This window comes from Secundilactobacillus paracollinoides DSM 15502 = JCM 11969 (genome assembly GCF_001311135.1).
GTDB classification, from domain to species: domain Bacteria; phylum Bacillota; class Bacilli; order Lactobacillales; family Lactobacillaceae; genus Secundilactobacillus; species Secundilactobacillus paracollinoides.
In genome coordinates this window covers 22571-29860 of record NZ_BBAG01000040.1, presented here as the reverse complement: position 1 = coordinate 29860, position 7290 = coordinate 22571, and the positions used below count along the sequence as shown (strand labels likewise).

Annotated in this window: 7 protein-coding genes and 2 pseudogenes; 3 read left to right on the top strand and 6 right to left on the bottom strand. The window is 49.8% G+C overall.

Features of this window, described 5'->3' with window-relative positions; genetic code table 11:
* Window positions 1–45: 45 nt before the first annotated feature.
* The 4 genes and pseudogenes from JCM11969_RS11990 to JCM11969_RS11975 form a co-directional block, all read right to left on the bottom strand.
* Window positions 46–630 (bottom strand): TetR/AcrR family transcriptional regulator, encoded by a 585-nt coding sequence (locus JCM11969_RS11990; protein ID WP_054711546.1) that lies wholly within the window; start codon window positions 628–630, stop codon window positions 46–48.
* Between the two features lie 92 nt (window positions 631–722).
* Window positions 723–1687 (bottom strand): annotated as a pseudogene (locus tag JCM11969_RS11985) (alcohol dehydrogenase catalytic domain-containing protein).
* Window positions 1688–1701: 14 nt separating this feature from the next.
* A complete protein-coding gene (locus JCM11969_RS11980; RefSeq protein ID WP_054711544.1) occupies window positions 1702–2352 on the bottom strand; it encodes a DNA-3-methyladenine glycosylase family protein in 651 nt (216 codons plus the stop codon).
* Between the two features lie 22 nt (window positions 2353–2374).
* Entirely contained in the window at window positions 2375–2590 is a 216-nt protein-coding gene (locus JCM11969_RS11975; protein ID WP_054711534.1) for a hypothetical protein, read from the bottom strand.
* A gap of 196 nt (window positions 2591–2786) precedes the next feature.
* On the opposite strand from JCM11969_RS11975, the gene JCM11969_RS11970 reads away from it, so the two are divergent.
* Both JCM11969_RS11970 and JCM11969_RS11965 read left to right on the top strand, forming a co-directional pair.
* Window positions 2787–3203, top strand: a complete 417-nt coding sequence (locus tag JCM11969_RS11970) for a GNAT family N-acetyltransferase (protein ID WP_054711532.1) — start codon at window positions 2787–2789, stop codon at window positions 3201–3203.
* 74 nt (window positions 3204–3277) lie between these two features.
* Window positions 3278–4411, top strand: a complete 1134-nt coding sequence (locus JCM11969_RS11965) for an Mbeg1-like protein (RefSeq protein ID WP_054711530.1) — start codon at window positions 3278–3280, stop codon at window positions 4409–4411.
* A 222-nt stretch (window positions 4412–4633) separates the two neighbouring features.
* Here the strand turns inward: JCM11969_RS11965 and JCM11969_RS11960 are convergent, their stop codons facing one another.
* Entirely contained in the window at window positions 4634–4873 is a 240-nt protein-coding gene (locus JCM11969_RS11960) for a hypothetical protein (protein WP_054711528.1), read from the bottom strand.
* 128 nt (window positions 4874–5001) lie between these two features.
* Between JCM11969_RS11960 and JCM11969_RS11955 the strand changes: the two genes are divergently transcribed.
* Window positions 5002–5361, top strand: coding sequence for a hypothetical protein (locus JCM11969_RS11955; RefSeq protein ID WP_054711526.1), 360 nt, complete (start codon window positions 5002–5004; stop codon window positions 5359–5361).
* 536 nt (window positions 5362–5897) lie between these two features.
* Here the strand turns inward: JCM11969_RS11955 and JCM11969_RS11950 are convergent.
* Window positions 5898–7252, bottom strand: a pseudogene (locus JCM11969_RS11950) (threonine/serine exporter family protein).
* Window positions 7253–7290 lie beyond the last annotated feature (38 nt).

Below are 7290 nucleotides of genomic sequence, written 5' to 3'. Positions count from 1 at the left end.
AAAAAGAATCCCGAATATTTCGGGATTCTACTCATCATTCTTAAATTAAGCAATCGGTGCCGTAAACATCGCCCAGCAGATCCTGGTCACATCATCGATAATCGGCTGCGTCAGCGGTATCGCCTGTGCAAGTGCAGAGGCAATCACCTGATTACAGGCGCCTGTGGTGCACGCAATCAGCATCATCAACGTCCGTTTGGGGAAAAACGCTTGCTGCACGCCAACCTGGTATAGGGCGCGCAACAGCTTAAAATCATCGTAGGCTTGCGTTGAGCTTGTCGTGTAGGTTTTGGATGTTTGAATCGCCGTCATAAAATGAAATTTTGCTGGCTGGGCAACATAGAAATTAACGTAGTTTGAAAAAAGGGTCGTCACCATGCTCTGCATGTTCGCAGCATTATCCGGCACACGCAAATCCTTCACCGTGGCTGTCGAAGCCTCCTTGCGAATGCTGACGTACAGGTCATCAAGTAAACCGGCCTTATTTTTAAAATAGTAATAGATGGTGCCCATACTGGTCTGCGACACCTTGGCGATCTCCGCCACGGAACAGGCTTCGATGCCCTTATCTTCTACGATTTTTAGCGTTGCCTTCAGAACTTCAGCCCGCTTATCAATATTCTTTACCATACCTACCTCACTGCTCAACTGTATTTATCATCTTATTTTACAGCAGTTAACCGCTGAAGCGTTACTAAATCCCATAGACACCCGCATGCACATTACGGTTCAACCATCACAATAACCTTCCCCAACCAGTCACTCTCACTCAAATAAGCGTGTGCCTGCGCCACCTCGTTGAAATTAAATACCTTAGTGGGTGCCACCTGCACGTCATACTGGTCAATAAAGTCAAACAGCTCCTGCATCAGCGCGCCAGAGACGATCCCGGAGTAAAAGCCGGTCAGATAGCCATCATTTGGCACGTCCATCATGGGATCAAAGTCCGGCATCGTCCACACGTTTCCCAGTAGACCACTGCGCTCACGATTCCAAACGGATTCAGATGTTGCAGAGAATCTTTGACACTCAGTGGTCCAATTAGATCGATAATTTTATCGTAACGCCCAACGCCCGCCGGTAATTTTTCACTATCCGCAGCAATAATCACGTCATCAAATCCCGCTGTCAACAAGGCATTCAGCTTATCTTCCGCCCGCGTCGTCCCCGTCACCTGAATGTGCGGGTCAAACCCGCGAATCAACCGCAAGACAGCGATGCCGACACCGCTGGTTGCCGCCCGAACCAGCACGTTATCCGTTGATTTGAGTTGCAGACTCTTCACGATGCCATAGGCGGTGTAGTACGTTTCCGGAACTGCCACGAGGTCTCGAAGCGGCAACGTGGTTTTGACTGGGTAAATTTGGGCGTTCGGTACCAGTACGTACTCCGCGTAACTGCCATCGTACGCGCGGCCCATTTCACCCATGATCGACACGACGCGCTGGCCAGCCTTGAAGGTGTCTGGCGCGCTCGTTTCATCAATTTCACCAACGACTTCGATGCCGAGGACCCGGGGAAACTGCACGCTGGGTGACTTTCCTTCCCGCGTGAAAATTTCAGAGTGATTGATGCCAAATCCCAGCACTTTCAACCGCGCCCACCCTGGTTTGATTTTTGGTGTTGGAATCTCTTTTAACTGCAACACTTCTGGCCCGCCAGCGTGGTCAACTACGTAAGCTTTCATCAATTTGCCTCCAATTAAGTCTTAAACAGGTGAAATGGGCTCTTGGTCAAGCCCAGATCAACCGCCCGATACAAATATTTGGCAGCAACGGTGCGATATGGGCGCCACTTTGCCGCCTTTTTCTGAACTGCCGCTGCACTAGCATCACTAGTGTGATACAACCAGCGATACCCCTGCAAGAATGCCTTGTCTTCAACTGGCAAGACGTCCGGCCGATCCAGCACCGAAAACAGATACATTTTCGCCGACCAGTTGCCGATACCGCGAACGGCAGTCAACGCCTTTAAAACTTCAGCATCCGTCATCTCAGGATATTGGTCAAAGACAACTTCTCCTGATTCGACCGCAGCTGTCAAATTACGAATATAGCCAACCTTAGCATGCGATAATCCGACGCCATGAATGGCTTCATCTGACAGTGATTTAATCGCCGTGATTGTAATCTCACCGCCGCAAAGATCGCGCAGACGCTTTAAAATAACAGCCGCCACCTTATTTGACAGCATCTGTCCCACAATGTTTGCGACGAGGTAGCCAAACGGATTTTCCGAAACACGATAATCAATTGGCCCAATCGTGGTGATTAATTTGGCGAGTCGTTTATCCACCTGCATCAGGTGAATAACGGCTGGTGATTGGTCATCTAGATGGTGTGTCAATGTCATGAGAAACAGGCCCTTCTTCCAACTACTCCAGTGTCGTGACACGTTCAATGTCTCTATGATAAACCCGATAGACCTCATCCGCCTCATTTAACACTTCGACCGTCACGTCATCGACAGCCAGTAGCCGACCACGAAAGGCTGCCGAGTCCAAGGGCGTGTCTGGATCAACCCGCAACCATAGTTGGACAGCCTGATGTGCTTGGTATGCAGTTTTAAATTGCGCAATAATCGCTGACATGAACGACCACTCCCCGGTTGATATTACTTTTATTTTAGAACATACGTTCGTATCTTGCAATATAAAGTCTATCTCGACGATCACAAAAAATTATAGAATCCCTAAAAACAGTCACCGTTCATTGTCAGGACTAAAAATAATCGTGTATGCTAGAGATTAGATTCTAATAATGACTTCAGAAAAAAGGAGCACCGCCATGAAATTAGTTCACTTAAACGTCGAAGAAAACCAGGCCACCACAGGCGATTGGCTCAACACCGATACCCAACTTAAAATGGGTGATCGGGTCCAGCTCGGCAGTCAGGCCGTCAGCCTTGGCGCCGTGGAGGATGACCAAATCCTTGGCCGCCTCGTTGCCAGCATCTTTTTTAACAGCATGCACATCGCGCTGTTTGCTGTTAAACCAGAAAGCCGGTCGCACGGCGTTGGTTCATTTTTGATCGACCAGGCAGAGACCATTGCCCGGGACAATCACTGTACGTTTATCACGCTGGAGACCATGAGTTTCAACGCGCCCGCCTTCTACAAGAAACACGGCTATCAGGTCATGCACGAGTTCAAAGACTCACCTGTTACAGGTACATCGCACTACTATTTCTATAAGGATCTGTAGAAAGGTTGTCGTAACAATTGTGCCGTCAAATGCGGTAAACTATAAGAAATGACTACGATATTGGGGGCCTCACGATGACGGATCTAATTGCTTATGTCAACGCAAATGGGAAACGGTCATTTGCCGACCTACCCATGACGGACGTGGACGGTGTCATTTTGGCACAACTCGCCTACGTTGACTTTGAAACATTGGTCGCGCACCACGTCACGGGCTTTGCTGATTTGACTGATCCTGTTCTGATGCAGCACGTTGTCGATCTCACTTGGAATCCCACCGCCAACTTCAACCTCCTACTGGCACTTAGAAGCAGCCCACGGTTCCGCAACATCCGTTGGCACGACCTCGTCAAGGACACCGATACGGCTGCGGAAAAACAATTCTGTGCGGTCACTTTTGACCTTGGTCACGACTTCCACTACATCGCCTACCGCGGCACCACTGCCACACTCACCGACTGGAAGGAAGACTTCAATATGACCTTCATGCGCGATATCCCCTCCCAACGGTCAGCGCTGCGCTACTACCAAAAAATGGCAACGCGGCATCCGGGCACCTACTATTTAGGCGGCCATTCAAAGGGCGGTAACCTGGCCGTTTTCACGTGTCTGCATAGTCGCGGTTTCCTCCAAGACCGGATTCAACAGGTTTATTCCGTGGACGGCCCTGGTACGAAGAAACCACTGCCAGTCGCAATTCAATCGAAGGTGAAAAAGTTCATTCCTCAGGCATCCATTATTGGTTTACTGCTGGAGCCCGAAACAGACTACCAGGTCGTTAAAAGCAACGGCATCGGCTTCAAACAACACGACCCGTTTACCTGGAACGTGCGTGGCACCGGTTTCGATACCCTAACCACAACCAGCCGGTTTTCGCAGCTCACCCAACAATCCGTGACATCCTGGCTAACTCAGTTGGATAACGCCACCAAGCAGGAATTCTTGGACTCCCTGTTCAGTATTCTCAAAGCCACCCACTATCAGGACTTTCGGGATATGGGCGCCAACTGGCAGACCTCGTTGCGCCTCATTTTGAAAGCGATCAGCGACACGACACCGCAAATTAGGCACCAGTGGCGCAGCGTCACCGGTCAACTGTTAACGACGTTTGTCGGTGAACTGACAGACAGTGTGAAACCACAGCTTAAATTGCCTGAAGTTCATTTGCCATCGTTACCAACTATAAAGCCATTTACCAAGACAAAGTAAAAGGTGCTCAACCGCAATTTCTGCGAGTTGAGCACCTTTTTAATTAGCGCGTGTAGATCATTGCACCATACGATTCGTTGCCGGTGTAGTTGCCCTTTAAATTCATGAAATGCTTTGGGATAATATCGAATTTCTTACTGCTCTTGATCTTAATCTTCACCAAGTCAGACTTACCACCAGCGTAGTGTAACCGCCCGTAATACACTGTTTTACTGGACTTCTTCAGCCTGTAAAATGCCACTTATAATTGGTGCCGGCAATATTCACGGTCATGGCGTTTCCCTTAAACGTCGTCTTATCGTGAAAACCGCCCTCGGTGCCACTCGTGATCTGGTACCAAACGTGGTTGCGGATGCTGGTTGGCAGATACGTTGTTTTCGCATTTGCCGTCGGTGCGGTTGCTAGGCCGCAAATAGTGACGGTGGCCGCAAATGCGACCCCTAACCCAATTTCTTTAATCATGGAAATGCTCCTTTCTTTTCAACCCGTATTTATTTTAGCATACCGGTCATTCAGACTGAAACACCTCTTTTTTGGTCAAAATAGAAACTTCTTTGCGTAGCTATTGGCAATAAGGAAGGCGCCTCACTATGACCAACAATAAAGAAATTCGCACCCAGCTAAAAGTCATCGGCAACACTGAACGACACCGTTTTACGGGTACATTTAGCCGTTACGGCTTCAAAGTGGCACCTTACCAATCACATGCCAAGCCAACCCTTGTGTTGGAAGGCCTTCGTGATGAAACTGGAAAACTGGTTACCGACCATCTCTGGCTGAATTTGGGGCTGCAGTTTCGTCGTCTTGGTGACTTGCAAGCCGGTGATGTGCTTGCGTTTAACGGCCGAGTCACGAGCTACGTTAAAAAGGGTATCAAGGTTCTGATCCTGACAAGAAAAAGGCCGCACCTAGTCAAACTGATTCCAAGGTTGAACGACCTTCAAAAGTAGCTTTAATTAAATTGGGAACGCCGCGGACAGTTGTGCCTTTGCCGGAAAATACTTGGGACCTGATTGTGATGATTGCTGAGCGGACTGGAACTACTGCATTTTTACCTAGTCGCTATTGAGGGGTAATGATTGCTTGTAATCATTGTGCTCGAATAATTTAAAAAGCACCACTCAGAATCTTCATGGAAGTTCTGGGTGGTGCTTAGTTGATTATAGAGTCTGTTTTCTGTTTCTTGCTTTGGCTTTCTCTTTTTTGAGGTAACTTTGGCGACGTGGCTTGATTTCGCAATGTCGAAACGTGTTCCAGGCAGGGGTTAACGTGTAACGGACTGTGGCCTAAAAGTCAGACCCGGAGTTGGAGCGCTTCTGTTACAAAGTTGTCTTGGCGACGTGGTTTGATTTTATATTGCCGAAACGTGTTCCGCAAGGCAGAAGGCTCCTGTGTAAGCAACTCTGGTCAAAAAAGTCAGGCCCGGACTTTTCTGACCAGAGTTACTTACACTCCGCCTTCTAACCGCCTTGCTCCACACTCTACTCTAGTCATTATGCCGCCAATCCTTATCCATCAGCACTCTCGCCACAAACAGTCCCAGCGGCAAGAACATAATGATCAAAACGGCCTTCGTCAGCCACTCCGCACCGACACCGATGTTGTTTAAGCCGATGTTATACACTGCGCGGTAGATATACAGTCCCGGGACCATGATCACGATCGATGGAACCGTCAGTGAGATTCTTGGATAGCCGTTATACCGGTTGATCAGTGACGCCAGCAGGCCCGCCAACAATGCCCCGCAGAACGCTGCGGCTGCTGGCGGCAGCGTTGTCAGATCTGTGAGTTCCAGCCGTAGCGTGTTCGCAAAGGCACCGATCACGCCTGCTGTAATCGCCATTTTCTGCGGACTGTTGAACATCATGGAGAAACCGTAGACCCCACAGAAACTTGCTGGGAGCCGCAGCAACAACATGGGAACCACACCGAGACCAAGCGGCAGGAAGTTTTCCGGCCTGAAGTTCACCAGCATGGCCACCAGCCAGCCGATCAGCGTCGCGACGATCGTGATTAGCAACGCCGATGTCAGCCGCTCCAGTCCCGACCGCATGTCCGATTTAAAAATGTCCAGCATACTCGTAATGAACGGGAACCCGGGAATCACAAACAGCATCGCGCCAATGTACCCTGCCTCGTGCGCTTCTGGCACGTGGAAGAACACCTGCATGCCTTCAAAGACGAAAAAGTACACCAGACAAGCCGTCATGACGCTCACTGCTAAGTTCGCCAGCAAGGTCAACCGATGGCGGATCATGATCTGACGCAGCCAGTTCCCAGCGCCAGCGCCAAAGAAGGCACAGATCATTTCAATGGGTCCGCCGCCCAGTAAAAATGTAAACCCGGCACACGCTAACGCCGCGGCACAGCCCGCAATAAAGGGCGGATAGTTGCCCCGCCGCACCTGAATGGCATCCAGTCTCTGGTGGAGTTCGCGGATGGTCAAATGGACGTATTCATCGGGAAATCGTTTCACAAAATGTTCCAAAATATTCAGTTTATCCGTGTTCACGCCAGTACTGGCCAGCGCCAACACCTGCGTATAGCTGTGTTCGTAGTTAAAACACGTGTAGTGGATCGACGTCAGCCCAATGTCGGCTGAACAGATCAGTCCCAGCGTCCGCGCCACCGTGTTCATGGCCTCGCGCACTCGCCAGGCCCCCGTCCCGCACGACAGCATTTGAATGCCGACCCGACCGACCAGCGACGACTTAACTTAACCGTTGCGTCCATCGCCGGGATATCTTCATCGTCCGAAATGCGGTTCCAGGGAATTTTCATATGGTGATTTTGGGGTAGCTTTTCGTTTTCCAGTGCGTGTTCGTCACCGTTGTCGCTCATAATATGTACTCGCTCCTATGTTTGTTTAGTGTCGTCGT

Coding starts and splice junctions, on each gene's coding strand:
- JCM11969_RS11990 (WP_054711546.1), bottom strand. CDS start 630: ATGGTAAAGAATATTGATAAGCGGGCTGAAGTTCTGAAGGCAACGCTA.
- JCM11969_RS11980 (WP_054711544.1), bottom strand. CDS start 2,352: ATGACATTGACACACCATCTAGATGACCAATCACCAGCCGTTATTCAC.
- JCM11969_RS11975 (WP_054711534.1), bottom strand. CDS start 2,590: ATGTCAGCGATTATTGCGCAATTTAAAACTGCATACCAAGCACATCAG.
- JCM11969_RS11970 (WP_054711532.1), top strand. CDS start 2,787: ATGAAATTAGTTCACTTAAACGTCGAAGAAAACCAGGCCACCACAGGC.
- JCM11969_RS11965 (WP_054711530.1), top strand. CDS start 3,278: ATGACGGATCTAATTGCTTATGTCAACGCAAATGGGAAACGGTCATTT.
- JCM11969_RS11960 (WP_054711528.1), bottom strand. CDS start 4,873: ATGATTAAAGAAATTGGGTTAGGGGTCGCATTTGCGGCCACCGTCACT.
- JCM11969_RS11955 (WP_054711526.1), top strand. CDS start 5,002: ATGACCAACAATAAAGAAATTCGCACCCAGCTAAAAGTCATCGGCAAC.